Origin of the sequence: Chitinophaga varians (genome assembly GCF_014529945.1) — a bacterium.
In the GTDB taxonomy this organism is placed as follows: Bacteria; Bacteroidota; Bacteroidia; order Chitinophagales; family Chitinophagaceae; genus Chitinophaga; species Chitinophaga varians.
Map to the genome: position 1 here is coordinate 1,074,224 of NZ_JACVFB010000002.1, position 26,177 is coordinate 1,100,400.

28 protein-coding genes are annotated in these 26,177 nt (G+C 47.5%); 17 read left to right on the forward strand and 11 right to left on the reverse strand.

The window, feature by feature from the left end:
• The first annotated feature begins 27 nt into the window (after window positions 1–27).
• The 6 genes from ICL55_RS12225 to ICL55_RS12250 all read left to right on the forward strand — a co-directional run bounded on the left by ICL55_RS12225 (window position 28) and on the right by ICL55_RS12250 (window position 3,386).
• Window positions 28–702, forward strand: coding sequence for a cytochrome c oxidase subunit 3 (locus ICL55_RS12225; RefSeq protein WP_188097407.1), 675 nt, complete (start codon window positions 28–30; stop codon window positions 700–702).
• A gap of 80 nt (window positions 703–782) precedes the next feature.
• The gene (locus ICL55_RS12230; protein WP_188097409.1) at window positions 783–1,181 is read left to right on the forward strand and encodes a cytochrome C oxidase subunit IV family protein; all 399 of its coding nucleotides are present in this window, start codon (window positions 783–785) and stop codon (window positions 1,179–1,181) included.
• A 56-nt stretch (window positions 1,182–1,237) separates the two neighbouring features.
• Entirely contained in the window at window positions 1,238–1,930 is a 693-nt protein-coding gene (locus tag ICL55_RS12235) for an SCO family protein (protein WP_188097412.1), read from the forward strand.
• An 84-nt stretch (window positions 1,931–2,014) separates the two neighbouring features.
• Window positions 2,015–2,587, forward strand: coding sequence for a DUF420 domain-containing protein (locus ICL55_RS12240; RefSeq protein WP_188097414.1), 573 nt, complete (start codon window positions 2,015–2,017; stop codon window positions 2,585–2,587).
• 61 nt (window positions 2,588–2,648) lie between these two features.
• Window positions 2,649–2,867 (forward strand): hypothetical protein, encoded by a 219-nt coding sequence (locus ICL55_RS12245; RefSeq protein WP_246496227.1) that lies wholly within the window; start codon window positions 2,649–2,651, stop codon window positions 2,865–2,867.
• Window positions 2,868–2,909: 42 nt separating this feature from the next.
• Window positions 2,910–3,386 carry a GNAT family N-acetyltransferase gene (locus ICL55_RS12250; RefSeq protein ID WP_188097415.1) on the forward strand — a complete coding sequence of 159 codons (477 nt, stop codon included), beginning with the start codon at window positions 2,910–2,912 and terminating at the stop codon, window positions 3,384–3,386.
• A 101-nt stretch (window positions 3,387–3,487) separates the two neighbouring features.
• On the opposite strand, the gene ICL55_RS12255 is transcribed toward ICL55_RS12250, so the two are convergent.
• The 3 genes from ICL55_RS12255 to ICL55_RS12265 all read right to left on the reverse strand — a co-directional run bounded on the left by ICL55_RS12255 (window position 3,488) and on the right by ICL55_RS12265 (window position 5,030).
• Complete coding sequence (locus ICL55_RS12255) at window positions 3,488–4,036, reverse strand: MarR family transcriptional regulator (protein WP_188097417.1); 549 nt, start codon at window positions 4,034–4,036, stop codon at window positions 3,488–3,490.
• Between the two features lie 124 nt (window positions 4,037–4,160).
• A complete protein-coding gene (locus ICL55_RS12260; RefSeq protein ID WP_188097420.1) occupies window positions 4,161–4,421 on the reverse strand; it encodes a DUF2024 family protein in 261 nt (86 codons plus the stop codon).
• A gap of 30 nt (window positions 4,422–4,451) precedes the next feature.
• Window positions 4,452–5,030: a protoglobin domain-containing protein gene (locus ICL55_RS12265; RefSeq protein WP_188097422.1), complete on the reverse strand. Its 579-nt coding sequence runs from the start codon at window positions 5,028–5,030 to the stop codon at window positions 4,452–4,454.
• 218 nt (window positions 5,031–5,248) lie between these two features.
• On the opposite strand from ICL55_RS12265, the gene ICL55_RS12270 reads away from it, so the two are divergent.
• Window positions 5,249–6,520, forward strand: a complete 1,272-nt coding sequence (locus ICL55_RS12270; RefSeq protein ID WP_188097424.1) for a chloride channel protein — start codon at window positions 5,249–5,251, stop codon at window positions 6,518–6,520.
• Window positions 6,521–6,541: 21 nt separating this feature from the next.
• Here the strand turns inward: ICL55_RS12270 and ICL55_RS12275 are convergent, their stop codons facing one another.
• Both ICL55_RS12275 and meaB read right to left on the reverse strand, forming a co-directional pair.
• Window positions 6,542–6,868, reverse strand: a complete 327-nt coding sequence (locus ICL55_RS12275; protein ID WP_168870623.1) for a DMT family transporter — start codon at window positions 6,866–6,868, stop codon at window positions 6,542–6,544.
• Between the two features lie 158 nt (window positions 6,869–7,026).
• Complete coding sequence (meaB, locus tag ICL55_RS12280) at window positions 7,027–7,935, reverse strand: methylmalonyl Co-A mutase-associated GTPase MeaB (RefSeq protein WP_188097426.1); 909 nt, start codon at window positions 7,933–7,935, stop codon at window positions 7,027–7,029.
• A 184-nt stretch (window positions 7,936–8,119) separates the two neighbouring features.
• Here meaB and ICL55_RS12285 point away from each other — a divergent pair, with 184 nt between their 5' ends.
• The 4 genes from ICL55_RS12285 to ICL55_RS12300 all read left to right on the forward strand — a co-directional run bounded on the left by ICL55_RS12285 (window position 8,120) and on the right by ICL55_RS12300 (window position 11,392).
• The gene (locus ICL55_RS12285; RefSeq protein ID WP_188097429.1) at window positions 8,120–8,755 is read left to right on the forward strand and encodes an LON peptidase substrate-binding domain-containing protein; all 636 of its coding nucleotides are present in this window, start codon (window positions 8,120–8,122) and stop codon (window positions 8,753–8,755) included.
• 220 nt (window positions 8,756–8,975) lie between these two features.
• Window positions 8,976–10,268 carry a BamG family beta-barrel-assembly machinery protein gene (gene bamG / locus ICL55_RS12290; RefSeq protein ID WP_188097431.1) on the forward strand — a complete coding sequence of 431 codons (1,293 nt, stop codon included), beginning with the start codon at window positions 8,976–8,978 and terminating at the stop codon, window positions 10,266–10,268.
• A gap of 10 nt (window positions 10,269–10,278) precedes the next feature.
• The gene (gene lptC / locus ICL55_RS12295) at window positions 10,279–10,827 is read left to right on the forward strand and encodes an LPS export ABC transporter periplasmic protein LptC (protein WP_188097433.1); all 549 of its coding nucleotides are present in this window, start codon (window positions 10,279–10,281) and stop codon (window positions 10,825–10,827) included.
• Window positions 10,828–11,053: 226 nt separating this feature from the next.
• Window positions 11,054–11,392 carry a tRNA-binding protein gene (locus ICL55_RS12300; RefSeq protein ID WP_188097435.1) on the forward strand — a complete coding sequence of 113 codons (339 nt, stop codon included), beginning with the start codon at window positions 11,054–11,056 and terminating at the stop codon, window positions 11,390–11,392.
• Between the two features lie 1,130 nt (window positions 11,393–12,522).
• Here ICL55_RS12300 and ICL55_RS12305 read toward each other — a convergent pair.
• Window positions 12,523–14,676, reverse strand: coding sequence for a S9 family peptidase (locus ICL55_RS12305; protein ID WP_246496231.1), 2,154 nt, complete (start codon window positions 14,674–14,676; stop codon window positions 12,523–12,525).
• A 305-nt stretch (window positions 14,677–14,981) separates the two neighbouring features.
• On the opposite strand from ICL55_RS12305, the gene lysS reads away from it, so the two are divergent.
• From lysS to ICL55_RS12320, 3 genes are all read left to right on the forward strand, one after another.
• A complete protein-coding gene (lysS, locus tag ICL55_RS12310) occupies window positions 14,982–16,502 on the forward strand; it encodes a lysine--tRNA ligase (RefSeq protein WP_188097436.1) in 1,521 nt (506 codons plus the stop codon).
• A gap of 288 nt (window positions 16,503–16,790) precedes the next feature.
• Window positions 16,791–17,624, forward strand: a complete 834-nt coding sequence (locus ICL55_RS12315) for a universal stress protein (protein ID WP_188097438.1) — start codon at window positions 16,791–16,793, stop codon at window positions 17,622–17,624.
• Between the two features lie 42 nt (window positions 17,625–17,666).
• Window positions 17,667–18,419 carry a DUF4197 domain-containing protein gene (locus tag ICL55_RS12320; RefSeq protein ID WP_188097440.1) on the forward strand — a complete coding sequence of 251 codons (753 nt, stop codon included), beginning with the start codon at window positions 17,667–17,669 and terminating at the stop codon, window positions 18,417–18,419.
• Window positions 18,420–18,594: 175 nt separating this feature from the next.
• Here ICL55_RS12320 and ICL55_RS12325 read toward each other — a convergent pair whose 3' ends face one another.
• A complete protein-coding gene (locus tag ICL55_RS12325; protein ID WP_188097442.1) occupies window positions 18,595–19,473 on the reverse strand; it encodes a flavin reductase family protein in 879 nt (292 codons plus the stop codon).
• 2 nt (window positions 19,474–19,475) lie between these two features.
• Window positions 19,476–20,489 (reverse strand): fumarylacetoacetate hydrolase family protein, encoded by a 1,014-nt coding sequence (locus tag ICL55_RS12330; RefSeq protein ID WP_188097445.1) that lies wholly within the window; start codon window positions 20,487–20,489, stop codon window positions 19,476–19,478.
• A gap of 89 nt (window positions 20,490–20,578) precedes the next feature.
• On the opposite strand from ICL55_RS12330, the gene ICL55_RS12335 reads away from it, so the two are divergent.
• The 3 genes from ICL55_RS12335 (at window position 20,579) to ICL55_RS12345 (ending at window position 23,831) form a co-directional block, all read left to right on the forward strand.
• Entirely contained in the window at window positions 20,579–21,706 is a 1,128-nt protein-coding gene (locus ICL55_RS12335; protein WP_188097447.1) for a hypothetical protein, read from the forward strand.
• Between the two features lie 41 nt (window positions 21,707–21,747).
• Window positions 21,748–22,995 (forward strand): serine hydrolase, encoded by a 1,248-nt coding sequence (locus tag ICL55_RS12340; RefSeq protein ID WP_188097449.1) that lies wholly within the window; start codon window positions 21,748–21,750, stop codon window positions 22,993–22,995.
• 179 nt (window positions 22,996–23,174) lie between these two features.
• Window positions 23,175–23,831 (forward strand): sterol desaturase family protein, encoded by a 657-nt coding sequence (locus tag ICL55_RS12345; RefSeq protein WP_188097451.1) that lies wholly within the window; start codon window positions 23,175–23,177, stop codon window positions 23,829–23,831.
• A 178-nt stretch (window positions 23,832–24,009) separates the two neighbouring features.
• Here ICL55_RS12345 and ICL55_RS12350 read toward each other — a convergent pair whose 3' ends face one another.
• The 3 genes from ICL55_RS12350 to ICL55_RS12360 are packed head-to-tail and all read right to left on the reverse strand — an operon-like array spanning window position 24,010 to window position 26,090.
• Window positions 24,010–24,357 carry a hypothetical protein gene (locus ICL55_RS12350; RefSeq protein ID WP_188097453.1) on the reverse strand — a complete coding sequence of 116 codons (348 nt, stop codon included), beginning with the start codon at window positions 24,355–24,357 and terminating at the stop codon, window positions 24,010–24,012.
• Entirely contained in the window at window positions 24,357–25,298 is a 942-nt protein-coding gene (locus ICL55_RS12355) for a DUF6263 family protein (protein WP_188097455.1), read from the reverse strand. The genes ICL55_RS12350 and ICL55_RS12355 overlap by 1 nt, the downstream gene beginning before the upstream one ends.
• An 18-nt stretch (window positions 25,299–25,316) precedes the next feature.
• Window positions 25,317–26,090 carry a TIGR02757 family protein gene (locus tag ICL55_RS12360; RefSeq protein ID WP_188097457.1) on the reverse strand — a complete coding sequence of 258 codons (774 nt, stop codon included), beginning with the start codon at window positions 26,088–26,090 and terminating at the stop codon, window positions 25,317–25,319.
• Between the last annotated feature and the right edge of the window lie 87 nt (window positions 26,091–26,177).

Genomic DNA, 26,177 nt, shown 5'->3' on the forward strand with positions numbered 1-26,177 from the left:
ACTTTGTAAAATTTTATAAAACTAACAATGGACACAGCAGTTACAGCGAAGAAAAAATGGTGGGACGGAGGATACTCTCCCTTTAATGTGAGCTATGGCAAGTTGATGATGTGGTACTTCCTGATATCAGATGCCTTCACTTTCGGAGCATTACTGATTTCTTACGGAACTATTCGCTTCTCCAGCACTTCCTGGCCTGATCCGAACGAGGTTTTCCGCTCTTTCCCGGGTATGGGACATGCCAACTTACCGCTGGTATTCGTGAGCTTGATGACCTTTATCCTGATCATGAGCTCTGTAACCATGGTACTGGCCGTTCATGCCGGTCACATGAGAGATAAAAAAGCTGTTGCCAAATGGCTGACCTGGACTATCATCGGTGGTGCCTGCTTCTTGGCCTGTCAGGCCTGGGAATGGACACACCTGTACCACGAAGGTGCATGGTGGGGCCGCAACCCTTTCCACAACGTTGATGGTACACTGGCTTCTACCAACTTCACTAACTTCTTCTTTACCATCACTGGTTTCCACGGCTTGCACGTAACTTCCGGTGTAGTACTGAACATCGTCATCCTCGCTAACGTACTGAAAGGTACTTACGAAGAAAGAGGTCACTACGAAATGGTAGAAAAAGTAGGTCTTTACTGGCACTTTGTAGATCTGGTTTGGGTATTCGTATTCACCTGCTTCTACCTGCTCTGATCAGGTCGCATCAGCTGCAACGAATACAAGGTTTGTAATTAGAATTATCGCATTTTAGAATTCATTTAATCTCAATAGGAATGGAGCATACGCATACCGCAGAAGGACATGCACATCATGATTCATCTACCAAAAAAATCTGGAAAACTTTCTGGATTCTCCTGGCTGTAACCATGGTAGAAGTAGGCCTGGCGTTTTTACACCTGGAAACAGGTTTCCCCAGCAGAGTACTGCTGAACGGCGTGTTCGTCATACTGACAGTAGTAAAGGCATTTTATATCGTTTCCGAGTTCATGCACCTCGGCAGCGAAATCAAAAACCTGATCTACACCGTCCTGCTTCCTTTGTTGCTCTTCATCTGGTTCATCATCGCTTTCCTGTACGAAGGTAATTCCTGGAAGAACCTGAACAGGGACCTGAAACCAGGTACACCCATTGAAGCAGTAAAAGCACCGGCAGAAGGCCACGGACATCACTAAGTTTTTGACTATTAAATTTCAGCGTCATCTCACGCAGGGCTATATTAGGAGTTGCATTGGCTATATTGGTACCGCTGACTGGTTACCTGATTGTAGATCATTACGGGAAAAACGTAGTACCTATTCCAAAGTATTACATTCCCGAAAGAGTGGACACGATCGTTAAGAATGGCAAAACCACTTACGACACCGTTTTCCATCAGATCAGGGATTTTAAAATGACCAACCAGCTGGGCCAACAGGTAAGCCTGAAGGATATGGAAGGTAAAGTGATCCTGGTAGATTTCTTTTTTACTTCCTGCCCTTCTATCTGCCCTACCCTGACGAAGAACCTGAGAAAAATCCAGAGCGCTTACGGTAAAACCGATACCCTGCTCCAGATTCTCTCTTTCTCAGTAGACCCTGTCAGAGATTCAGTACAAACACTGCGGAAATACGGATATGACTATAAAGTAAATCCGGACAACTGGTGGCTGCTGACTGGTGATAAAAAAGAAATCTACGACCTCGCCAGACATGAATTCTTCGTTTCTGTAACGGAAGGTGACGGCGGACCGGATGATTTCATTCATACAGAAAAGCTGATACTGATTGATAAGAACAGACATATCAGAGGATATTACAACGGGCTCGATTCCAATGCCGTTAAACAATGCGCAACAGACATCGCTACCCTGTATCTTGAAAAAGACAGGCACCGCCCGGGATTCTGGAAATTCCTGAAAGGTTTGTTCAATAATTTTAGCTGATTAATTATAAAGTATTCGTGAAAGGTGGATAAAAGAAAGGGTTTCACCTTTCTTTTTCCACCTTTCGCATATCCGGAACATATTATGGAACTAAAGAATAAAAATCTAAACACACCTATTGCCATCGTTTCTGTTGTGATCCCCGCACTGGTGGCATTATTGTTTTTCCTGCCGAAGCCTGATTTCCATCCCGGCTTTGATATTAAGATTCTTCCGCTGTTCCATGCGATCCTCAACTCGGCTACTGCCGTATTGTTGGTGGCCAGCCTCTATTTCATCAAAAACCAGCATGTAAAAGCGCACAAGACCACCAATCTGATTGCAGTGGCACTGTCTGTCATTTTCCTGCTGTCATACGTTACCTATCACGCCCTGGCGCCGGAAACACGTTTCGGTGATGTGGACCACAACGGCGTGGTAGATGCTGCTGAAAAAGCTACGCTGGGCGGTATCCGCTATGTCTATTATTTCCTGCTGCTCACGCATATCGTGCTGGCTGGTATTATTGTACCGCTGGTGCTGTTTACCCTGCTGCGCGGCTTTCAGAATGATATTCCCCGCCATCGCAAAATTGCCCGCATTACCTGGCCTATCTGGTTCTATGTGGCTGTTACCGGCGTGATTGTGTATATCATGATTTCTCCATATTACCATTGATATATTTCGACGATATTTTTCCGTTAGATGACCTAATTTTGTTTGATTAAAATATGCCGATATGAATAAGCTGTGTTTGTTTCTGCTGACCGTAATGCTGACAGTGATGAGTTCTCCACTGATGGCGCAATGCTCACTTTGCACCAAAACAGCACAGCAGTTGGGTGAAGGTCCTGCAAAAGGATTGAACAATGGTATTCTGATGTTGGCATTTACACCACTGGCGATTATCGGACTGTTGGCTTTCCGCTGGTGGAAAAGTAATCGGGAAGCGTCCTGATCCCTCATTGCAGCAATGTTTTAACCCCTTTTGTTTGTCACTATGATTACCTATCGCAAAGCGGATATCCGGGATATTCCACAAACGGTATCGTTGCGTCTCCGGTTTCTTAACGAAATGTACCCACAGGCAGACACTTCCCGCGACATATTGTTACAGGAAAAAATAACTGCTTACCTGCAGGAGCATCTACCCAAAGGAGATTTTGTCAACCTGTTTGCAGAAGATAATGGCCAGGTGGTGGCCAGTGCGGGGATCGTTTTCTATAACCAGCCTCCCCTCTATCACAACCTCGACGGCCAGGTGGCCTATATCCTCAATGTATATACGCTGCCCGCTTACCGTGGGCAAGGGATAGCCAGAGCCTTAATGGAAAGGCTCATTATAGAGGCAAAGGATCGTAACACGGGTAAGTTGAGCCTGCATGCCAGCAAAGATGGGCGTCTGCTCTACGAAAAGCTGGGGTTTGTGGCCGGAGATAATGAAATGACGCTACAGTTGCCGCGGGTGCAACCCTGACAGGCTCCCGGAGGAGCGTTCTGCTGAAAGGCAGGAAAATTAGTTGGCATCTCCCGAAAACATACAAAACACTCACACCGGACAAGCACTAAGTCGTTGGCCTAGTCTCTGGCTTCAAATACCGGACAATCTACCCGCAGGTTGGCCTGCTTCAGGGTGATTCCCAGCTCATTGCAGTAGTTGCCCCTCTTGTTGGTGGCAAAGTGCTGGCAATTAAAACACATAGGCTGGTGAGTAATCACCTCCTGCTGGTTCAGCTGATAAATCAGCTGCATCAGCTGCTCGAGCAGTACGCCCTGTTCTTTAACAGGACTGGCTGCTACGGCCTCCTGCATAGGGGTGGCAAAGTGCTCCACCTTTTTGGCGATGGCACGGCCTTCCTTCAACAGGTGTAGGGAATGGCTTCTGGTGTCCGTTTGGCTCGGCTTTCTTACCAGGTAATTTTTTTGTTCCAGCGATTTCACAGCGTCGCTGATGGTGGCTTTTGTCATGTTGAAATACAACGCCAACGAGGTCACCGTACGTTGCTCCTCCGGATAATGGAGCAGGAACGTCAGTACCTGAATCTGTATGGGACTCAACCCATATTGTGTGGCCTCCTGCCAAAGGAGCACCCTGAAAGCCTCTGATAAGCGCTCAAGAGCAACCACAATTTTGCTTGGTGTGTTTTCTGCCTGCTGCGCGGGGCTGAATGTGGAAACTTTCCCCATATTTACTACTGTCCTTAATTAGCGGGGCAAGGTACAATAATAAAGCCTGCTTGTAAATAGCATATTAGTGACATCCTTGGGATTCATGGATATAATATCCCTGGGCAGATATCTGTAATTCCCAGCGGGGAACAGTTTCTGTGGTATAGCTAAACCGGCAGTCTTTGCTGCTCACCGGCATATTTTCCTGCAGACGCCCCTGTAGAAAAGCGCTCCCATAGGCCAATACAGCCGCAAATGCGGTGTCAGGGGGAACAATGATATCAAAGTGGAGAATGCCTCCGGTTCTCTTTTTTGCACAAGCCTTGTATACGGCCACTTCCATAAATATAGTTTTGGGGTGTGAGGGAAAATATCAAAAAGGTGCCAGCTGCCCATCCGGGTAAATCCATAATAAAGCACTCAGGCTCACGGCTTTAAACCACGCCTGATGCATGGAGGCGGCATCGGCATCACTGTATCCTGCATGGTAAATAAAATTACGGCCCGCTTCACTGACCGGAAATACGAAAGTTGTCATGTATCGCAGATATACCGGCGACAGAGGATGCAAATCGTCCAGCGGAACATTTCTTAACTGCAACTGCCGGGCAATACGCTCTTCAAATTCCCACCACCGGTTACTGTCACGACGATGGCACAAAGCAGTAATCCAGGCATTAAAATGCGGCCGGAGACTGTTCAGGTAATCCAGATCCGGCGCTCCGCTACGAGTGAAGTAGTGAGCGAGATAATTGTTGCTGACAATATGCTCATACCACTGGTTCAATATTTCCTCCGCATGAGGCGCCAGTACCTCTCCTGCCATCGTCAGGTATTGCTCGTCTTCATGCGTAAACAGCATCATGCGCTTGATCTTAATCAATACCTGTGCATCAACAGAAGTGCTTTGGGGCTCGGGAATCATTGATGACCGCTCAGCTGCGTTAATCATATCTTACATACGTTTTGAACTGCTGCAATTAGATAATGGTCACACACAAATATAGTAAGGAATCCTATTCAATTGCAACATAGTGCAATTGCAACAATATTTTTTGTTTGCGGTACCATATCTGACTTGCGCAGATATATGGGTTTGAATTAATTTGAGATTTTCCGGTGAACTGTATAGTTTTGATGGCCAGTTAACCGGCTATCTGAACTACCATTATGAAAAACAGTCTAACAGTCTTATATAAAAACGGTCTTGGTATCCACTCTGTACTATCCGACGACAAAGAAAATTTTGAAATAGTTGCCGGAGAGGGTTGTTTCCGACGTGTTTTTTACCTCACAATCCTTGGCGCCGCGGCGGGAATTGTCACGGTAGTCGTCGGAATGGCGCTGTCATGGCTCATCCGGCTGATCACCCATCTCACTTTCTTTGGGGAACTGACGGCTGAGGCCCGCCTGCTGGCAGAAAGCGAAGCGGGCAGCTGGCTGCTGCTGATTCCGGTAGTGGGTGCCGCCCTGTCGCTACTCCTGCTGTTGCGGAACCGTAACCCTGTCCTGAAGCTGCCGGCGTTGGCGGTAAATATCGGCACCGGCGCCCCTGTAGGCGTGGAAGGGCCTGTGATGCTGATCGCAGGTGCCGTTGCTATACAAGGCCAGCGGAAGCTGCGTATTGACCGGCCCGAAGCAAATCTGCTGCTGGTAGCCGGCGCGGCTGCCGGTGTGGCCTGGTATTTTGGGGCCCCGGTATCAGCGCTGTTACTAACGCTGGAGCTGTGGCTCTCCAGCTGGACGCTGCTTACCCTGCTACCGGTATTGGCAGCGATCCTCGTAGGAGGCCTCGCTCATTACGGCTTCCGCGACATGCAACCGTTTTTTACGATGGCCCCCGGCCCGGAACTGAATGGTCCGGCCCTGCTGACTTACCTGATACTTGGACTGATCATCGGATTGATGGCCGCCGGTATTGTACGGTCTTCCCGTGGCCTTACGCGGGTGGCAGAGCGGCTTCGGCGGCACAGTCCGTGGTGGCTGTTGCTGGCAGCTGTCCCGGCAGGGGTGCTGGGATATCTGGCTCCGGAAAGCCTGGGTAACGGGGAAGCCTATGGAAGCGACCTGCTACACGCACATGTTACGTTGCAACTATTGTTTGTGGCAGGTGTGGTGAAGCTCATCGCATGGCTGTTTTTTACGGCGGGGAATAATACGGGGACTACCATCACTCCCCTATTGATCATGGGAGGAGCCATAGGAATGTTATTGGCGGTACTAGCTTTGGGGATATGTCCGGGTGTGGTGATCAGCCCGGTAATGGCCGCTTTAATAGGTATGGGTGCATTGTTTGCAGGCGTTACAAGGGCGTGGCTGACCGCTATCATATTGATGCTGGAATTAACGCATTGCCTGCCGGCCGTACTGCCGGTAGCCGGGGCGGTCACCATGGCTTTCCTCATATCATGGCCACTGATAAAAACAAGGCGCATCGCCTGATGCGTGCGCCCTGTCAGACAGTTACTCGCCTCCGGAAACGGCCTTCAGGCCGGCAATGGAACCGATCAACATCACGAGAAAGAATATACGCCACATAGCTGCTGGTTCTTTAAAAAAGATCATACCCGCAATAGCGGTACCTGCTGCACCGATGCCTGTCCATACTGCGTAGGAAGTGCCAATAGGCAGCCCGTTGTTGATTGCTTTGTTCAGGAAAAAGAAGCTGAGCGTAATACAGATGAAAAAGCTCACAGAAGGCCACAGCTTTGAAAAATTCTCAGAATACTTCAGTGAAACCGTAAAGCCAACTTCAAATAGTCCGCCAATAAGCAGGAATAACCAAGCCATAATAACCAGATTTATACGTGAAAAATAAAATTCGTGTAAGAGGAAGAATTGGGACAACAAAAGCCCCGCAGCCTCAGGATCAGAGGCCGTAGTTGAATACTGCGTAAGCGATGGATATGCCGAATGAGGTGGTCCGCATGGGACAAAGATAATAAAATTTAACGACCTGCCTTTTCTGATACGTACCGGTACAGGTTAAATGATTGTTGCGCGATGCTGACCTGTATTTCCGCCTGCAATGTTTTTTTACTGATATCATGCATGCGGCGGTATTGTATAAGCTGATAGGCTTTTTCTGCGAGCAGCAGGGAATGCCGCTGGTGCTGGTGTTGCACGGCCTGATGATGTTTGGCAATGGCTGCCGTAATTTCGTTTATCCCTTCCTGTTGGGTGGCGATTGATTTGAGAACAGGAATTTCCCAGTGTTCCTGCTGTTTGCTATGCGCCAGTAAACGCAGGTTTTTTACGAAGATATCAGCATTGTCGCGGTCTGCCTTGTTAACCACAAAAATATCCGCGATCTCCATCAGCCCTGCTTTCATGGTCTGGATTTCATCTCCTGCTTCAGGCACCACTACCACAATGGTAGTATCGGCGATGCCGGCAATCTCTACTTCACTCTGCCCTACACCAACAGTTTCTATAAAGAGATAGTCGAAACCGGCTGCCTTTATCAGGTCGCTGACTTCAATGATTTTCGGGCTGAGGCCACCCAATGCACCGCGACTGGCCATAGAACGGATATATACGTTGGGATCTCCGAAATGTTGCGCCATCCGGATCCTGTCGCCCAGTAAGGCGCCGAAATTAAAAGGGGAAGAAGGGTCTACGGCAATGATGGCTACTTTTTTTTCTGATGCCAGCAGATGGCTGATGAGTGCGTTGACCAGGGTACTTTTACCAGCACCGGGAGGACCGGTAATGCCTACCACTTTCGTCTGACTGTTGTCCGGCAGTTGCTCCAGCAGCGCTTCATAGCCGGGAGCTTCGTTTTCCACCAGAGAAATACAACGGGCCAGTGCTTTTATCTCTCCACGCAAAAGTCCATCCATATATTGCTGGTACATGTCCAAAGTCTTTAGTTGATCAGGTATTGCCGGATACCCTGTTATGTCGGGAATGAATAATAATGTTGTTTATAAAGGTATCCCTTTTATTTAATATATACATCGTATGAGTGCTAATAAGCAGATTCTGCGCCCGTTATGCGGGCCGTTTTTTTTACCTTTAGCTTAAACTCTGAGCCGTAAGATGACAAATTTTATTTCCATATTTCCCCTTGGCATTGTGGTGTATCCGGGAGAACAGCTGAATCTCCACGTATTTGAGCCCCGGTATAAACAACTGGCGCGGGAATGCGTGGCAGAAAACAAACCATTTGGCATCCCCGCGGTCATTGACAGGAAAATAATGGAATATGGAACGCTGGTGAAGATTGAAAAAGTGCAGAAATTATATGATAACGGGGAGATGGACCTGATCACCCGTGGTACCAGCGTGTTCAGGACGCTTGAACATATAGGCGACATTCCTCATAAATTATATGCCGGTGCTATCGTCAATTACCCCGAGAATCATGTCAACAGCAATTCCCGCCTGTTGAATGAGGTATTGCACGGTATCCGGGAATTGCACGCTATCCTTCAGGTACATAAAAGTTTCCATAAAGATGACGTTCGCCTTACTGCCTATGATCTGGCCCATCATGCAGGCCTGTCGCTGACCGAGGAATATGAACTGTTACATCTTTTTTATGAGGTACAGCGACTGGAATACCTTAAACGCCACCTCCACAAGGTAATTCCCATGATGGCGGAAATGGAGCGGTTGAAAGAGCGGGTAAAGCTCAATGGCCATTTCAGGAATCTGTCGGCCGGTGACCTGTAAACTTTTTTACCATCAAAAAACGCCGGAAGATATTGGTAAAAAAATATATTTTTGATGGGAGATGATGGCCTGTCAAGGCTTTCAGCGTTCGGGATGCTCAACTTTAACGCGCTTTTAACAGGGCTGATTTTGGTTTTTTTTGCTTCCCGCCTTAAAAAGTAGATATTTGCAGACCCATAATTTTCACTGGACAAGGGTTTAAACTCAATTCTGATACGAAATGCATTGGACAAAAGTCAGTATTCTTTGCTTCCTGGTTGGATTTTTCCTGGTGGCAAATAATGCTACAGCACAGGATAATTCACCCTACTCGCGCTACGGTTTAGGCGATCTGAATAACAACCAGAATACGGTCAACCGTGGTATGGGTGGCGTATCTCAGGCGTACGGAGATCCTACATCTGTTAACTTTATCAATCCGGCCAGCTATTCCAACCTGCTGCTCACAACTTTCGACATTGGTGTGGAAGCCGGCGCGCGGTCTATCTCCGACAAAAACGCGAGCTTTAGCTCTGGCTTTGGTACCCTGTCTTATTTGCAGGTGGGTATTCCCATCCGTAAGAAATGGGGCCTGAACCTGGGCCTTCGCCCGGTGACCAGAGTGTCTTACAACATTCAGGAGTCTAAAGACCAGATTTTTTATGATACCCTGAAACTGCCTGTAGCACATCGTTACCAGGGCAGTGGTGGTTTATATCAGCTGTATGCCGGTACCGGCGTTGGCATCGGTAACTTCAGCATCGGTGTGAACCTGGGTTATCTGTTCGGAAATATTGAAAACAATACCCGCGTAATTTATCCTGTTGCCGATATCAACGCTTCCAGGCATATGACACGCATCAGCTATAGCAGCTTCTTTTATAAAGTAGGTGTACAGTACAAGGCCAAACTGAATAAAGATATGGACCTGACACTGGGCGCTTCCGGAAGCCTGAAACAGGATATGTCCGTACGTCAGGAAAACCTGAGCGAAAGCCTTATCTACAATGCTGCCAACAACGACTTCACTACCCTCGACTCTGTAAAATCCGAGAAAGGCCCTAAAGGTACCGTGGTGTACCCACAGGACTTTGGCGCTGGTTTTATTCTGCGCAAACTGGATAAATGGCAGATCGGTATGGACTTCAATACTACCCAGTGGAGCAACTTCAGAAAGTATGAGCAGGCGGATTCCCTCCAGAATTCCTGGAAACTGGCTATCGGTGGCCAGTTCGTTCCTAACGCCACAGCGCTCAGCGGCTACTGGAACCGCGTAGCTTACCGCCTCGGTGCTTATTATGGCCTCGATTACCTGAAACTGGGTGGTCAGGACATGAATATCATGGGCTTTACCGTAGGCGCCGGATTACCGGTTCGCCGTATGCCTTACTCCAACCAATATACCATGGTTAATGTCGCTTTTGATGTGGCTCACCGTGGTAGCAACAATACTGCCCTCAAGGAAAATATCTACCGGTTGTCTCTGGGCTTTACGCTGAGCGACAGATGGTTTATCAAGAAGAAATACGATTAAGCCTGACCGTATGATCGGGAAAAGACTCATATATCTGTGTATCGCGCTGACAGCGGTTGCCTGCGAAAATGATATCCAGGCAGTCATGGAATTTGATTCCAAAAAAGCCGCAGTCGAAAACGGCACAAATATCGAGGCCATCTTCAGCCAGAACGGCAAGGTAAATGCAAAGCTGATGGCTCCTGCCATGGAAAGAAGCCTGGACAAGCCGTCCTACGTGAAATTCAAGCAGGGCCTGAAGGTGCTGATGTTCAATGACACCCTCGGGGTAGAAAGCACGCTCACTGCCGATACCGGCCGGTATATGGAAGATGAAGGCGCTATTTTCCTGACCAAAAATGTAGTGGTGGTGAATAAAAAAGGCGACCGTCTTAACACCGATGAGCTGAACTGGGACCCGAAGAAAAAGGTATTTTATTCCACCAAGGAAGTGTTTATTAAAACCCCTACCGATTCTCTCCATGGTTGGGGACTGATTGCCAACGAAGATTTTACAGACAGAAAGATTATTAATGTGAGCGGACCTATCACCGTACAGGACAGCCTGTCAATGCAATAGCCCGCTTCCGGAACGTATATAACGAAAGAACCCCACCTCTGCAGGTGGGGTTCTTTCGCTTTAACCTATTTTTTAACCTAAAATTTGGTAATATTAAAAACAATAACTATGCCAGAATGCCCTTTTGTGGGTACATTTCAACACGTTGTGCGACCGCTCCTCACAAACTGCCGCCGACTTTTGCTTTTTTGCCTTCAGTCCGTTATTTTTAGATAAAACGAGGCAAATGGAATGGATCAACTGGCAGGACTTTGAGAAAATAGAAATGAGAACGGGAACTATTATAGAAGCGAATGACTTTCCCAAAGCACGTAACCCCGCTTATCAGTTGTTGATAGATTTTGGCCCGGAAATCGGCATGAAAAAGTCCTCTGCACAGATTACCCGGCTGTACCAGAAAGAGGAGCTGATTGGCAAACAAATCATTGCTGTAGTAAATTTTCCACCTAAACAGATCGCTAATTTTATTTCTGAGTGCCTGGTGTTAGGCGTCGTAGGGGACGATAAGGAAGTAACCCTCCTGCAACCAGGCAAGTCCGTCCCGAATGGTCAGCGGATAGCCTGAGCCCAACGTACGGATACCGTCCGTCAACGTGCCTTTTTAAGTGGTGAACGCGTAAAGTTATCAGGCTGGCATCACTCAAACCAATAAAAAAATCGAATTGATTTGCATTAAATCTTTATTAATTATTGAAGATTAATGTTATATACATATTTATAATTAGTAATTCTATATATTTATAATATTGCAAATTATTTAATATAATAACATATTTACCATTATCCTCTTTTCACGAACAATATTAAAGCGTTCACGGAAATGGAAGCCTGGGACTAAAATCCACAGTATATCTTTGTTTTAGGTTTTTCATAGGATATGGTTAAAATTATTACAAGGGCGGTATTCTTACCACCCTTTTTTTATTGGCCCCTGCCTCATATTTCCAGTGATTTATAATAAAATACACATTTTATAATTTTTGGTAATACCTTTCCCGGGATTGTTTTTTCTTTGAAAGGCACTCCATAATGCGAGCTTTAAACTGTTTGGATTTTCCCGTTAACAACAGCAGCTCCGCCGGCGTAATGCATATATCTCCCTGCTTTCCGCTCATCATTTTACGTTTACCTGCCTTTTTAATGCGTTTGCCCTGCGGCCTGCTTGCAGCCAACCGCGGGGTTTGGATGATAAACAAGATACATTTCCAATATAAGTGAATGGTAATCAAATGTATATATCAAAATTAGATACATTATAATTAAATAGCACGCGTTTAACTGCGATATGCGTTCACCGTCTTTTTTGCGACGTTCCCCGAAAAAAATACATCGTTCACAAAAATGGAGTAACATCTAATCCAAAAAACGCCCACCTTTGGGATAGGTTTTTCAATAAAGATATGGTTAAAATTTTTCGGGGCTGTAGTCTTGCAGCCCTGTTTCTTTCTCCTAAAAACCTGTGATACTCCCTTATACTTGCTCCCTTTACCTGATAATCAAATCATTATACTTAACCCTTACGATTTTTTGGTCCTATTTACTTTGGTCCTGTTTATCCTTATCGCCTGTGAAGACGCAATCTTACCTTGTTGTGCGTTAATTTACACACCTTTTTATGGCAAAAAAAATGAGGTCCCGGAAAGGAATATCATCAGGATATTTTTCCGGGACCTCGTTTATAGATAACCGTAGCGGCTATTTGGTATTGAATCTGGCAGGGAAAGGTTTATCCAGCAGGTGGGTATAAATGAACCGTGCTGTCTCGGTAGAAGCATGCAATGCATTAGGCCCTCTCCATCCGTGGCGTTCGCCGGGATACAGCATAAACTCAAAATGTTTGTTCAGGCTTTGCAGCTTGTCTACCAGCTGAATAACATTTTGCATATGCACGTTGTCGTCCATAGTGCCGTGTGCCATGCGAAGCAGCCCTTTATAACGGTTGGCATAGTTCATCACGGAAGTAATTTTGTAGCCTTCCGGATTTTCTGCCGGGGTATCCATATAACGCTCGGTATAGTGGCTGTCATACAGCTGCCAGTCGGTTACCGCATAGTTGGCCATTCCATGGGTAAATACGTCGGAACCGTAGGTGAGGGCCATATCGGTCATATAGCCGCCAAAGCTGCCACCGGTCATGCATATTTTGGAAGGATCGGCCCAGGGCTGGGAGCGCAGCCACATGGCTGCATCCATATAATCTTCAATTTCATACTTGCCCAGCTGACGGTGGATATAGTTCATTCCTGTTTTGCCCAGCTGGCCGCTGCTGCGGTTGTCAATGGCTACCTGAATAACACCTTCCTGTGACCACCACTGGGAAGCAGGGCTGAATTTCCAGGTATCATACACGGTGCCTGCATTCGGTCCGCCGTAGATGCTGATCAGGACAGGGTATTTTTTGCCTGGCTGCAGGTGTACCGGCAGCGTGATAGTCAGGGGTAATACCAGCCCATCGCGGGTTTTGTAGGTCGTCAGCTCCGTTTTGAACAGGTTGTACTGGTCAAATTTGCTGCCTTTGCTATTGCCCAGCTCCCGGACCACTTTTCCGTTATTGTCCAGCAGGGCCATCCTGTCGGGGGTTTGCAGATTGGAATAGGTGGTAATGAAGTATTTGCCACCGGGAGCGATGTTGATGATATGGTTGTAGTTACCGAAAGTCAACCGGGTAATGGCACCGGTTTTCATGCTTACTTTATACAGATCGAAACGGGTAGAAGCTTCTTTGCGGGCGGTAAAGTAAATCAGCTGATTTTTTTCGTCGGTGCACACCACGTCTTTTACGGTCCAGTTACCGCTGGTCAGCTGTTTTTTCAAAGAACCGTCCATATTGTAGAGATACAGATGAGACCAGCCTGTTTTGTCGCTTTGCAGCAGAAAGCCCTGGTTGTTTTGCAGGAAGGGAACAGCGTCGAACCAGTCCACCCATGTTTTCTGGTTTTCACTGTAGATTTCTTTCTTGGCGCCGGTTTTCGGGTCAATGCTATATATCTTCAGGTTGTCCTGGCTACGGGGCATCCATTGCATCCAGAGTTGTTTGCTGTCGGCCGTCCAGAAAGGCATGCCGAAGTACTGGTCGTCTTTTTCGTTGAAGTCGGCCCAGATGGTATGGCCGCCTTCTACGGGCACCACGCCTACTTTTACCGTGGGATTAGGATCGCCGGCTTTGGGATAGCGGGTGTTTTCGAGATAGCCATGCTGTCCTCTTTCGCTGTAGATAGGGAATACAGGCACCTTGGTATCGTCAAAGTGCATATAGGCGATCTGTTTACTGTCGGGGCTCCACCAGAAGGCGCGGTAGCGGGTGGGGCGACCGAGAATTTCTTCGTAATACACCCAGGAAGACCAGCCATTGTAGATCACATCGGTTCCATCGTGGGTATAGCGTGTTTCCTTTTTAGAGGCAATTTCAACGCTAAACAGGTCATTGTTGCGGGTGAAAGCTACATAACGTCCGTCCGGCGAGAGGGTCGGGTTTTTCTCCTCGAGCGTGTCATTGGTCAGGCGGATGCTGTTACCATCAAGTCCTTTGTAGAAGACGTCGTGGTCGCGTATTTCCACGCTGGGACCATCTACCGGAGCGGTATATATTTCTGCTTTTCCGGTGCGGGCATCCACTTTCATGGCTTGCATGCGGCCGGAAGCAGCGTCGCGGCGCATTTCCAGGTAGTGGTCTGCATCAGCCCAGCCTTTGAGGACAGGTAAGGGCTGCATAATATCCGTGGCCTGGCCTCTGAAGGCCTGTTCAAAGGTAACATCCTGCTTTTCCTGCGCCTGTAAACGTGGCATAGCGGCAAGCAACAGGGTAGCACTGCCCAGGCAGGCGGGTGTAAACCATGATAAGCTTCTCATAATACGATGTTGATTTTTGTTGTTGTTGGCGGGCGAAAATAAGCATAACTCAAAAATACCCCTCACAAAATCCATAAGCGGCCGCTGGTAACTGCCAGTTATCCACCAACAGGCGCCATTTACGCAATAGTTGATGGCATTCCCCAACTCCCGCTGTTTATAGCAGTGGAAGAGGCTACCTTTAAGCCGGTTTTCATAGGATATGGTCAAAAAATAAGAGGGCTGTAGTCTTACAGCCCTTTTCCGTAAGATTTTCCCTATAATCAGTTATTTTTGCACTCCATTTGGCATTTACAAATAATCACATGACACAATTATCTGAGCAAGAGATTATACGCCGGGAAAAATTACAGGAGCTGCAAAAACTGGGGATAGACCCCTACCCTGCGGCGGAATACCCGGTCAATGATACTTCCGTTAACATAAAAAATAACTATTCGGAAGCCACTAAGGAGCAATTCCAGGACGTATGCCTGGCAGGCCGTATTATGTTTATCCGTGATATGGGTAAGGCAGCTTTCGTGGAACTCCAGGATAAGGCAGGCCGTATCCAGCTGTACGTACGCCGCGACGATATCTGTCCCGGTGAAGACAAGACCGCATACGACGTTGTTTTCAAGAAACTGATGGACATCGGCGACATCATCGGTGTGAAAGGATATGCTTTTGTAACCAAAACCGGCGCTACCTCTGTTCACGCCAGGGAAGTGACCATGTTGTCCAAAGCCCTGCGCCCCCTCCCGATCGTAAAATCCGTGGAAGGACAAGTATTTGACGAGGTGACCGATCCGGAATTTAAGTACCGTCAGCGGTATGTAGACCTGGTGATCAACCCGGAAGTGAAAGAAGTGTTTGTAAAACGCACCAAAATCCTCCAGACCATCCGCGATTTTTATAATAACCTGGGCTACCTGGAAGTGGAAACACCTATCCTCCAGCCTATTCCCGGTGGCGCTACCGCCCGTCCGTTCGTTACGCACCACAATGCGCTGGATATTCCTTTATATCTCCGCATCGCGAACGAATTGTACCTGAAACGCCTCATTGTAGGTGGTTTCGAAGGGGTGTATGAATTCGCGAAAGACTTCCGTAACGAAGGTATGGACCGTACCCACAATCCGGAGTTTACCGTGATGGAAATGTACGCTGCCTATAAGGACTATGAGTGGATGATGCGTACCACCGAAACCCTGCTCGAAAAAGTAGCGGTGGCCCTCCATGGTACCACCGAAGTACCGGTAGGAGAGAAAACCATCGACTTCAAAGCGCCTTTCCGCCGGGTACCGATGTATGAAGCCATTAAAGAACATACCGGCTTCGATATCTCCGGTATGGACGAAGCACAGCTCCGCGAGGTGTGCAAACAACTGGGCATCCACGTAGACGCTAAATTCGGTAAAGCCAAACTGATCGATGAGATCTTCGGTGAAAAATGCGAAGGCCATTACGTGCAGCCAACTTTTATTACCGATTATCCGGTAGAAATGAGCCCGCTGACCAAAAAACACCGCAGCAAAGAAGGACTGGTAGAACGTTTTGAGCTGATTGTCAACGGTAAAGAAATCGCCAACGCTTACAGTGAGCTGAACGATCCTATCGACCAGCGTGAACGTTTCGAAGATCAGGTGAAACTGATGGAACGTGGCGACGATGAAGCCATGTATATCGACTACGATTTTCTCCGTGCCCTGGAATACGGCATGCCGCCTACTTCCGGCATCGGTATCGGTATCGACCGCCTGACGATGCTGATGACTAACCAGCCTTCCATTCAGGACGTGCTGTTCTTCCCGCAAATGAAGCCGGAGGCACGCAAAGAGGCATAAGATTATAGCGGGTGGTAAGCTCGCCAAGAGATAAATAAGACCACATTCTGTTGTTTATATTAATTCATAATAATATGATCAACAAAATGTGGTCTTTTTTTTATATAAAAGGGAGAAACATGACATGATCTTCGATGCTTTGCGGGCTTACCACCCGCTATAATCTTATGCCTCTTTGCGTGAAAAAATTTCCGGCATTAAATTTTCTATACCCTTTTCAGAAGTGCTCAGATGCCGTGTCACATAGTTAACTTTAAGTAATGCTTTCTGTATCTTAAAATTAGTCATATGAAAACTATACTTGTACCCACTGATTTTTCTGATACCGCCTATAATGCAGCTACTTATGCACTATCAATGGCCGCACAGCTAAAAGTTGACCGTATCGTGCTTTATCATGCCTATGAGTTGATTGTCCCCATTCCCGATGTGCCTACGTCTATTCCCATGGTCAATCCTGATGACCTGCGGATTGCTTCACAGGAAGGACTGGATAAGATGCAGAAAGAGCTTTTGCCCCTCGCAGCAGAAGGCGTCAGCATTGTGACCCGGGCAGATAATACGCTGCTCGCAGCCACCATCGACGATGTGGTAAAACAGGAAGAGGCCACACTGATCGTAATGGGCATCACCGGCGGCAGTAAAGTGGAAGAGATACTGGTGGGGTCCAATACCATCGATGTGGTAAAACATACCACGTGTCCGGTGCTCATTGTTCCGGGTAAGGCATCCTTCAAAGGCATCGCGAAAATTGTGTTCGCCTGTGACCTGCGCCAGGTGGCCGACACAACGCCGATCGCACCGCTGAAGAAGCTGCTGGCTGCATTCCATGCAGAATTACACGTGATCAATATCGACCACGAAAGCAGGCACTTCTCCACGGATACGCCTTTTGAAACGCTGATGCTGGATACCCTGCTGGAAGATTATCAGCCGCAGTACCATTTTATAGACAATCCGGATGTAGTGCAGGGAATCACTGAGTTTGCGGAAAACATACACGCCGACATGATTCTGACGATCCCTAAAAAACATGGCTTGTTTGAACGGATTTTCAAACGTAGTAACACCGCTAAACTGGCCTACCAGACACATATCCCGCTATTAGCGATACACGAATAAAGTTATATATTTGAAACATTAATACATCATCATCACAACATTATGCTGAAAAAAACACTGTTGGTACTCCTGGGCGTTGGCTGCATGCACGCCAGCCAGGCACAATTACTGAACAAACTGAAAAAGCTTGGAAAAACCAACTCCACCACTACTACAACTCCTGCTTCCAACACAGGAGGTAGTTTCACTGAATCAGAAGCTGGTTCTGCTATCAAGGAAGCACTGGCAAAAGGTGTTGCTAATGGTATTGCCAATCTCAATAAAACGGATGGTTTCTTTGGTAATGACCTGTATAAACTGTTATTGCCTCCTGATGCGGTGAAAATAGGCAACACGCTGCGCGCTGTAGGCCTTGGGCCACAGGTAGACCAGGCGATCCTGCAAATCAACCGCTCTGCTGAAAAAGCAGTGGGATATGCGGCTCCCATCTTTGTGAATGCGATCAAACAAATGACGCTCACCGACGCACTCAACCTTGTGAAAGGTGGCAACAACTCTGCAACAGAATTTTTCAAAAGCAAAACTACAGATCAGCTGAAAGCTGCTTTCAATCCTGTAGTGAAGAAATCTCTGGACAGCACCAGCGCTACACGCTACTACACAGACATAGTGAACACCTACAACAAACTGCCGACCACGTTCAATAAAGCGAACCCTAATCTGCAGGACTACGTGACCACTATGGCTGTTAATGCCCTGTTTGACCAGATCGGCAAAGAAGAAGCTGCCATTCGTGCTAATCCTGCCGCCAGAACGACTGACCTGCTGAAGAAAGTATTCGGAAATATCCTGTAGCGCTCGCAGGCTCGCTTAGTTCACGCAAAGGCGCAAAGCAGCAAAGACGCAAAGAAATTATATAAGCAAACAAAGAAAGCAAAGGAGCGAAGATCAAATTTGATCTTCGCTCCTTTGCTTTCTTATTAATCTTAAAAAACCTTTGCGTCTTTGCTGCTTTGCGCCTTTGCGTGAACTAAGCGCTCAGTAATACCTGCCAGGCCTCTCCTACTTTGTTGGCTTCCAACAGTTGTTTGGCGTAGTGATGCAGTTCACGCTCCATTTCATCCGGTGTGAGGCTGTAGTACTGGATGATATTCTTCAGGTGATGATCATCAAAAGTCGGGTCCACAAAAGGCATTTCATGTACATTGCCCAGTTTGCCGAGGTCGTTGCCGCTGAGAATGGTGCTGTTGCGTATGCCTAACGGTAACGCATCTACGCCAATGCCCAGTTGTGTGTTAGGTTTGGGGACTTCAAATACGGCATTGCCGGAGGCGCGGCAGTAATAGTCGCCGCCCATGCGTGCTACCAGGTCGATCTTTTGCGGATCTATTTTACCTTTCGCATCGAATATCTCATCGTTGATATGGATCAGGATGGGCTCGCAGATAACGAGGTTGCCGGCACCGCCCTGGTTGCCGGTTTCAATGATCTGCTTTACCACACATTCCAGTTGCACGGGACTTTCTTTTACGCGAAGTGGTTTTACTTTTTCTGAAGGCAGCGGTGTAAAACCTGCTTTCACAAATTCATCCACCCCTTCGGGATATTCGCAACTGGCGAGCGATGTTTGTTGCACCATACCGTAGGTGACCACATTGATCACTACTTCCCGGGTGGCGTATACATTTTCCAGCGTGTGTTTGGTGGTGTTGTCACGCACGCGCCGTGACGGTGAAAATATCAGCGTAGGCGGATTGGTGCCGAACAAATTGAAAAAACTGAAGGGCGATAAATTGGGTGAGCCTTCAGCATTTATGGTACTGGCAAAGCAGATCGGGCGTGGGGCTATGGCTCCCTGCAGATAGGCCTGCAGTTCGCTGGTTTTAATTTCAGACGGAACTACCTTCATGCCTATACGTTTTTCTTGAGTGCCAGTATGGAGAAGTCAGTATCCTCTTTAACGATGGTATTGGTAAGGGTACCGAGTCCGTCGATGTCCATCTCTACCACATCGCCGGGTTGCAGCCACTGTTCGGTGTAGTGAGGGTCATTGAGTTTGCCGGTGCCGTTCAGTTCCAGGAAACAACCGGTTCCTACTGTACCGCTGCCGATTACATCGCCGGGCATGATGTTGACACCATAAGCGCAACGTTCAACAATTTCAGCAAAGGTCCAGTCCATATCGCCCATGTTGCCTTCACTTACTTGTATGCCGTTCACTTTGCAGGTCATCTTCAGATTGTAATTATTGCCGGTATGTCCTGGTTTGGCAGGGACCAGGAATGCTTCCAGTTCATCGGGAGTAACCAGCATGGGGCCAATTACCGTACTGAAATCCTTGCCCTTGGCGGGTCCGAGGTTGAGTTTCATTTCTTCCATCTGCAAGGTACGGGCGCTCATGTCATTCATGATCATAAAACCGCCGATATAATCATCTGCTTCCGCTGCGGTAATATTGCGGCCAGCTTTACAGATAACGATGGCTGCCTCCAGTTCGAAGTCCAGTTTGTCGAAATGATCGGGCATACAGAGAATATCGCCGGGGCCCTGGATGGCATTGTGATTGGTGAAGTAGAAGATGGGATACTGATCAAACTCAGGGATCATCTCCACTTTGCGGTTTCTGCGTGCAGCAGCTACGTGCTGACGGAAAGCATATCCATCACGGCAGGAAGTGGGGAATGGTACGGGCGACAACAGTTGTACACTCTCCACGGGGATACCATGCGCGGTACCCGGATGTTTGCCTGCTTTCAGGGTGCTATCGGCCTGCCGGGCAATATCGATCACATCTTCCCACATCATCAGAAACATACCCATGTTGTTGGGGAGGTCCGGATGCAGTTCCTGGGTATTGTATAACTTCCCATTGACAAGGATAGCCAGTTGGTCTGTTTCCTCTCTTAAATAACTTACAAGTTTCATGATTTGTAATTGTTCTGGTTGTATGATTGACCAAATATAAGGATGCTCCTGCGGTTTTTTTGTATAAATTAGGAAGATAAATACCTGTTATGAAATCCCTTTTATGGCCCCTCTGCCTGCTGTTTGTCCTGCCACTGGCAACTGTGGCGCAGTCACCTTCACGGTACACCATCTCCCCGTTAGCCAAATTACCGGCAGACAGTCTCCTGAAAGCAAGGCTCCTGATAAGTCTGGATGGGTTTCTGAAGGATAAAGACCATCCCGGCCAGCCATCTGTTTACATTGATACTGCTTACCTGCGGGGCTACAGGATGGGGTTTGAAGAAATTGTAAAAGTGGAGAACAGTGCCAAACGTAATGATACCAGCTTCTACAAAGCACAACTGCAGAATGTGATCAAACTCAAACCGGAAGGGGAATACCTGATTAAACTGGGGTTTGTGGGATTGGCTGACGGCCAGCCGGTGGTGCGTATGATTTACAGCATCATCGCGAGAGACCGGAAAGACCGGTTTGTTTTTTATCCCGCCCGCGATTATGTGATCAAAGACTGGAAACAACAATGGGTAGGTAATATTCACTACCTGTACCCCTATACGCTGGACATGGCCGCTGCGCGGCGGTTTGATCACTTTAATACTGAAGTGGCGGGCTGGTTTGGCGCAAAGCCGGTAAAGCTGCATTACTACCATTGCAGCGATGCGCAGGAGCTGCTGCGGGTAAAGGGCGTAGACTATGATGCGAACGCCAGTTATATGCGACGCGGCGATTCAGATAAGGACAACGATATTTTCATGAGCGGGGTCGGTAGTCCCTGGTATGGACATGATCTCATTCATTTCTATTGCGACAAGTTTCTCCCCCGGCCAATCAACCGCGCTATGGAAGAAGGATTGGCGTATTATGCCGATGGTGGCTGGGGCGAGTCGTATACAACCTGTCTGGGTCTGTTGAAAAAATATGCCGCTGATCATCCCGGGGAGGATTTATACCGGGTTTTTAAAAATAATGTCAGCGTAGGGGATATCAGCCTGAAGTTCACCATCAATGCTTTGTTGTTACAGGACGTGATACGCCGGCAGGGATTCCCGAAGGCATTGGAAGTGTTGAAGGCAGAGAATAATGACGCCGGACTGGAGCAGTCGCTTCATACCCATTTCGGGCTTACCCCGACTAATTTTAACGAAAACATCAGGAAGCGCTTAGGCGCCAGCTGATAATTTTATATTTTGGCAACCAGAACCACTATTGCTGCGCTATGATCCGTCACTGCTTGTTGTTGCTGCTTTGCGGCTGCCTGTCCCTCGCGCAGGCACAGCCCCGTACAGATACGCTCCTCAAAAACATGTTCAACCGCGAGGCTACGCCGCTGTTACGGCATATGCTGCAACATCCGGACTCGTTCCGGTATCAGTTGATTTACACACAGATTGACCGGGATGCCAATAACCAGCCACATTTCAGGCATTATTACCTCAACGTGGACGCGGACCAGTATTTTAACCCGGCCAGCACCGTGAAGTTGCCTATTGCCTTGCTGGCATTGGAAAAGATGCGGGAGCTGAAAGTACCCGGACTGGACGGCAACACCACCATGCTCACCGATAGCAGCGGAAGCGGACAGCTAACTGTGCATACCGACAGTACGGCAAAAAGCGGGCTCCCGTCCATCAATCATTATATCAAACGGATATTCCTGATCAGCGACAACGATGCTTATAACCGTTTGTATGAATTTGTGGGTCAGCAGTCTATCCATGAGCGGCTATGGAAAAAGGGGTATAAAGATGTTCGTATTGTACGACGATTTATGCCTTTGTCTGAAGAAGAAAACAGGCACACCAATGCTATCCGGTTTGTAAAAAACGGTAAAACCCTGTATCAGCAGGCGCCTGCGGTGAGCAGACTGCAATATGATTACAGCAGAAACATCCGGATAGGTGCAGGGTATATGGATAAAAATGATCATCTGGTATCTGAGCCGATGGATTTTACCAGGCATAATAATCTGCCGTTGCAGGACCTGCAGCAAATGTTGCAATCGGTGATCTTCCCGCAGTCGGTGCCGGTGTCGCAGCGTTTCCGGATTGCTCCGCAGGATTATCGGTTCTTGTACCGGTATATGTCGGAGTACCCTTCCGAAAGTACGGACCCGGTTTATGATACCACAGCGTACTTCGACAGCTATACGAAGTTTTTCCTTTTTAAGGGGGCAGGGCATCATATCCCATCTACCATGCGGGTGTTCAATAAAACGGGCTGGTCATATGGTTTCCTTACGGATGTGGCTTATATCGTTGATTTTGAGCATCATGTGGAGTTTATGCTCACCGGAACGGTGTATGTGAACCGTGACGGTATTTTAAATGACGATAAATATGAATATGAGGAAGAAGGGTATCCGTTTTTCCGGGATGCGGGGAATATTCTTTATCAATATGAACTACAACGGAAACGGGCCTACCAGCCGGATTTGAAGGAGTTTCGTATCCATTACAAACAGTAGCGAACAGCAATTGTTATAAATATTTGATGGATAAATGAGGATTAAAAATATCCCAATTAAGGTGAAGGTTGTATTTTTGTGCCTGAAAATCGGCAGACGGGGCTTAGCTACCTGCCGGGGTAAAATAAGAGGGGTTTTATTCATTTTCCCGTAACTGTTGCGCGTTAAAATTGGGATTCATGAAATTTGAAAAGATTAAGAACAAAGGACAGGCAAGATTATTTGAAAGCCAGTACCTCGAGATGCTCACCAAAACGCATCCCCTGGTGATCTGGGGAATGTATTTGCCCATCATTGGCTATATGCTTTATTATAGCCATGACACATTAGGTTTTGAAGTAGGGACGGTGGGGCTGATATTCGTTGGCGCGATGTTATTCTGGTCGTTCTTCGAGTATATCATGCACCGCTTTATCTTTCACTTTGCCAGTGAGAGCCCTCGTGTGCAACGTTTTATTTACGTGATGCACGGTAACCACCACGAATATCCGAGAGACAAGCAGCGTTTGTTCATGCCGCCGGTACCGAGCCTGATCCTGGCTTCAGCGATCTTTGGCAGCCAGTACATTTTCCTGCGGCAGTACACCTTTATGTTCTTCCCGGGTTTCCTGCTGGGGTATCTCATTTATGGCAGTATGCACTATGCTATCCATGCCTGGAACCCTCCTTTTAGGTTTATGAAGCCGCTGTGGCGTAATCACCACCTGCATCACTACAAAAGCGAGGAAAGGGGTTTTGGTGTAAGCTCTGCATTCTGGGACCGGGTATTCGGTACTTTCTTCGACCTGGACAAGGAGAAGGAAGACAAAGAGAAAGTAAAAGAGCTGATGTTCTGATTTTGGTATTTTGAAATTTTGATATTTAGACATTTAAGGCTAGTCTGATCTGGTCCAATAAAAAAGCAGCGGTTTTTGCAATGCCGCTGCTTTTTTATTGGACCAGACTGATCTTATTGGACTTAACCAGACTAGCCTTAAATGTCTAAATATCAAAATTTCAAAATCCCAAAATGCTTTACCATCTTTCTTCATCGTCCGGCAGGTTATCCTGCCGGAAAGCTTCCCGGGAAGCTATTTTCTGCAACTGCCTTTCTATGATCAGGGCCGCAATCGGCCGGTAAGGGTCAGTGCCCTGCTGGGCCGCATAGGCGAGTATCTGTTTTACTTTTTTCTCCGCCACGTCTATACGATAGAGAAGAAAGATGAACTGCTGTAAATCGTTGCTGATCAGATATTCCAGTCTCCTGCCCAGTATTTCCTCCAGTTGGTTGTAGCTGATATTGCCCGGAGGCACGCTCACCTCAAAGGTCTGTTGTGCCCAGGTGGCTGTCTCCTGAAGGTATGGTGCAGGAAAGCTGTTCATTATTTCATCTGTTTTATTTTGTAGGAGGCGTTAGTGATCACTTTCACCGGCACTTTCAGGTCGTGCTTAATGCCTTTGGCTTTGTTCACTTTGTAGGTGTAGTTACCATTCATTTCGGTATTCTGCACACAGATGCTGGGCATGCCGCTGTTGCGCATGACCAGGTAGTTGGATGAAGTAGTGCCGCTGATCTCGGCAGTCGCCTTGATATCGTCGTCAAGGGTCAGGGTCTGCACCTTATCCGTATTTATTTTGGAAGTGCCACCGATCTTAGCGGTCTGGGAATCCCATGTCTGAAGGTTCCAGTAAAGATCTATTCTGCCGATAAGGCCACCACGGAGGGGCACACTTTCTTCCCATTGGGTGCCGGTTTTGATGCCGTGTGCCGGATACATGATGAGCAGCTGTTCCAGCCAGGCGCGGAAAGCGTCGGTGCCAAACTGGTCTTTCATCAGTTTTTTATAAGCTTCCTGTTCATCTTTTTTCAGTGAGCTGAAGGCCGCTTCCGCGTTGCTGAGCAGGTTATCGAGGCCGTCAATCTTTGTGATCACACCAGTGCTTTGCAGTTCCACGGTAAACGGTTGGTCGATCAGCTTTTTCAGGCCGGCCTGAAAAGGTTCTTCCGCTTTGTTCACTTTGGCGTCCACAAAGATGTTTTGGTTTTTGGCGTTGAAATTGAATCGCAGCTCTTTATAGCGGAATGTGAGTATCGCTTTGCCGGGTATTACATCGGTGACATCGATGGTGATGATATTGTTGTAGTCGCGGGTCACCCGTTGCTGGGCCTCATTGATAGTGGTGTAGGTTTCCGTACGGCTCTTCTGTTCCAGTTCAAACTGTTCTCCCTTGTTGAAGTTGTAGTTAATAGACATATAGTCCTGAGCCTGAGTGGTAAAGGACAATGTCAGCAAGGTTGCAATGGCGCCCAATAATTTTTTCATTACCGTAATTTATTTTAATCAAACATACTTTTCGATCACACCTAATCCAAACAGGGCGAAGTCGTATTTGGCCGGGTCTTCCGGGTCCAGTTTTTTGAGCTCGTGGGTAAGCGCCACGGCTGTTTTCCAGTCAGACTTCGCGTCTGATATCAGCCCCAGCCTGGTCGCCACGCGGCTTACGTGAACATCCATCGGGCATATCAGTTGTGATGGTGAAATATGTTGCCACAGCCCAAAATCCACGCCATTTTCATCTTTTCGCACCATCCAGCGTAAATACATGTTCAATCGTTTGCATGCAGAATGTTTGGCGGGTGAAGAGATGTGTTTTTCAGTACGGGTGGGATGTTCGAGTGAGAAAAACATTTTATGGAAGCCGACAAGGGCTTTTTCCACGTTTTCATCTTCCGGGTTGAGATGTCCGCTGAAAGCGAATTCAAGGGAAGTGATGTTGGTATAGTAATGCTGCAGGAATTCCACGAAATAGAGGAGGTCTACGCCATTAAAGGTGCGGTGACAGAAGGTCATCAGCTTCATCCGGTCGCGCGGATCATGATTGCGGATGTAGTCATAGGGCGCGTTGTCCATATGCCGCATCAGTTCCGTGCATTTGTTGATAATGCTGGTACGGTTGCCCCAGGCCAGTATCGCGGCAAAGAGGCCGGCAATTTCAATGTCCTGAAGTTCGCTGAAGCGGTGGGGGATGCAAATGGGGTCATTTGCAATAAAATCCGGATGATTATAGGATGCCGCTTTCGCATTCAGGAAGTCCTTCAGTTGTTGGATCTTCATAGTGTGTCACATGTAGCATCTGCAGCCTGGCTATACGCGTCAACCACCTGAACGGCTGCCCTCCGGCAGCAGCGCAGGTGGTTTATT

Excerpts from the sequence above, each read along its gene's own strand:
- ICL55_RS12225 (WP_188097407.1), top strand. The coding sequence starts at position 28 with ATGGACACAGCAGTTACAGCGAAGAAAAAATGGTGGGACGGAGGATAC.
- ICL55_RS12230 (WP_188097409.1), top strand. The coding sequence starts at position 783 with ATGGAGCATACGCATACCGCAGAAGGACATGCACATCATGATTCATCT.
- ICL55_RS12240 (WP_188097414.1), top strand. The coding sequence starts at position 2,015 with ATGGAACTAAAGAATAAAAATCTAAACACACCTATTGCCATCGTTTCT.
- ICL55_RS12245 (WP_246496227.1), top strand. The coding sequence starts at position 2,649 with ATGAATAAGCTGTGTTTGTTTCTGCTGACCGTAATGCTGACAGTGATG.
- ICL55_RS12250 (WP_188097415.1), top strand. The coding sequence starts at position 2,910 with ATGATTACCTATCGCAAAGCGGATATCCGGGATATTCCACAAACGGTA.
- ICL55_RS12260 (WP_188097420.1), bottom strand. The coding sequence starts at position 4,421 with ATGGAAGTGGCCGTATACAAGGCTTGTGCAAAAAAGAGAACCGGAGGC.
- ICL55_RS12265 (WP_188097422.1), bottom strand. The coding sequence starts at position 5,030 with ATGATTAACGCAGCTGAGCGGTCATCAATGATTCCCGAGCCCCAAAGC.
- ICL55_RS12270 (WP_188097424.1), top strand. The coding sequence starts at position 5,249 with ATGAAAAACAGTCTAACAGTCTTATATAAAAACGGTCTTGGTATCCAC.
- ICL55_RS12275 (WP_168870623.1), bottom strand. The coding sequence starts at position 6,868 with ATGGCTTGGTTATTCCTGCTTATTGGCGGACTATTTGAAGTTGGCTTT.
- meaB (WP_188097426.1), bottom strand. The coding sequence starts at position 7,935 with ATGTACCAGCAATATATGGATGGACTTTTGCGTGGAGAGATAAAAGCA.
- ICL55_RS12285 (WP_188097429.1), top strand. The coding sequence starts at position 8,120 with ATGACAAATTTTATTTCCATATTTCCCCTTGGCATTGTGGTGTATCCG.
- bamG (WP_188097431.1), top strand. The coding sequence starts at position 8,976 with ATGCATTGGACAAAAGTCAGTATTCTTTGCTTCCTGGTTGGATTTTTC.
- lptC (WP_188097433.1), top strand. The coding sequence starts at position 10,279 with ATGATCGGGAAAAGACTCATATATCTGTGTATCGCGCTGACAGCGGTT.
- ICL55_RS12300 (WP_188097435.1), top strand. The coding sequence starts at position 11,054 with ATGGAATGGATCAACTGGCAGGACTTTGAGAAAATAGAAATGAGAACG.
- ICL55_RS12305 (WP_246496231.1), bottom strand. The coding sequence starts at position 14,676 with ATGAGAAGCTTATCATGGTTTACACCCGCCTGCCTGGGCAGTGCTACC.
- lysS (WP_188097436.1), top strand. The coding sequence starts at position 14,982 with ATGACACAATTATCTGAGCAAGAGATTATACGCCGGGAAAAATTACAG.
- ICL55_RS12315 (WP_188097438.1), top strand. The coding sequence starts at position 16,791 with ATGAAAACTATACTTGTACCCACTGATTTTTCTGATACCGCCTATAAT.
- ICL55_RS12320 (WP_188097440.1), top strand. The coding sequence starts at position 17,667 with ATGCTGAAAAAAACACTGTTGGTACTCCTGGGCGTTGGCTGCATGCAC.
- ICL55_RS12325 (WP_188097442.1), bottom strand. The coding sequence starts at position 19,473 with ATGAAGGTAGTTCCGTCTGAAATTAAAACCAGCGAACTGCAGGCCTAT.
- ICL55_RS12330 (WP_188097445.1), bottom strand. The coding sequence starts at position 20,489 with ATGAAACTTGTAAGTTATTTAAGAGAGGAAACAGACCAACTGGCTATC.
- ICL55_RS12335 (WP_188097447.1), top strand. The coding sequence starts at position 20,579 with ATGAAATCCCTTTTATGGCCCCTCTGCCTGCTGTTTGTCCTGCCACTG.
- ICL55_RS12340 (WP_188097449.1), top strand. The coding sequence starts at position 21,748 with ATGATCCGTCACTGCTTGTTGTTGCTGCTTTGCGGCTGCCTGTCCCTC.
- ICL55_RS12345 (WP_188097451.1), top strand. The coding sequence starts at position 23,175 with ATGAAATTTGAAAAGATTAAGAACAAAGGACAGGCAAGATTATTTGAA.
- ICL55_RS12350 (WP_188097453.1), bottom strand. The coding sequence starts at position 24,357 with ATGAACAGCTTTCCTGCACCATACCTTCAGGAGACAGCCACCTGGGCA.
- ICL55_RS12355 (WP_188097455.1), bottom strand. The coding sequence starts at position 25,298 with ATGAAAAAATTATTGGGCGCCATTGCAACCTTGCTGACATTGTCCTTT.
- ICL55_RS12360 (WP_188097457.1), bottom strand. The coding sequence starts at position 26,090 with ATGAAGATCCAACAACTGAAGGACTTCCTGAATGCGAAAGCGGCATCC.